The sequence below is a fragment of the Pseudomonas sp. ICMP22404 genome, assembly GCF_006227205.1.
In the GTDB taxonomy this organism is placed as follows: domain Bacteria; phylum Pseudomonadota; class Gammaproteobacteria; order Pseudomonadales; family Pseudomonadaceae; genus Aquipseudomonas.
In genome coordinates this window covers 1-552 of the sequence record NZ_VCNG01000057.1, presented here as the reverse complement: position 1 = coordinate 552, position 552 = coordinate 1, and the positions used below count along the sequence as shown (strand labels likewise).

The window sequence follows — 552 nt, the reverse complement described above, 5'->3', positions numbered from 1 at the left end:
AGTCTAACCTTCGGGGGGACGGTTACCACGGTGTGATTCATGACTGGGGTGAAGTCGTAACAAGGTAGCCGTAGGGGAACCTGCGGCTGGATCACCTCCTTAATCGACGACAGCAGCTGCTCCATGAGCTCCCACACGAATTGCTTGATTCATTGAAGAAGACGATAGAAGCAGCTTTAAGCTCCAAGCTGATAGCTCACGCTAACAGTTACAAGCTCGAAATTGGGTCTGTAGCTCAGTTGGTTAGAGCGCACCCCTGATAAGGGTGAGGTCGGCAGTTCGAATCTGCCCAGACCCACCAATTTTGTTATGGGGCCATAGCTCAGCTGGGAGAGCGCCTGCCTTGCACGCAGGAGGTCAGCGGTTCGATCCCGCTTGGCTCCACCATAAACTGCTTCTGCTGCTGAAAGCTTAGAAATGAGCATTCCATCAAGACGATGGTGAATGTTGATTTCTAGTCTTTTGATTAGATCGTTCTTTAAAAATTTGGGTATGTGATAGAAAGATAGACTGAACGTTACTTTCACTGGTAACGGATCAGGCTAAGGTAAA

Annotated in this window: 2 tRNA genes and 1 rRNA gene; all 3 read left to right on the top strand. The window is 48.9% G+C overall.

The window, feature by feature from the left end:
• Nucleotides 1-102, top strand: a 16S ribosomal RNA gene (locus FGE05_RS29625); the annotation flags it as partial.
• A 122-nt stretch (nt 103-224) separates the two neighbouring features.
• Nucleotides 225-301: transfer RNA gene (locus FGE05_RS29620), tRNA-Ile, on the top strand.
• 10 nt (nt 302-311) lie between these two features.
• A tRNA-Ala gene (locus FGE05_RS29615) sits at nt 312-387 on the top strand.
• Nucleotides 388-552 lie beyond the last annotated feature (165 nt).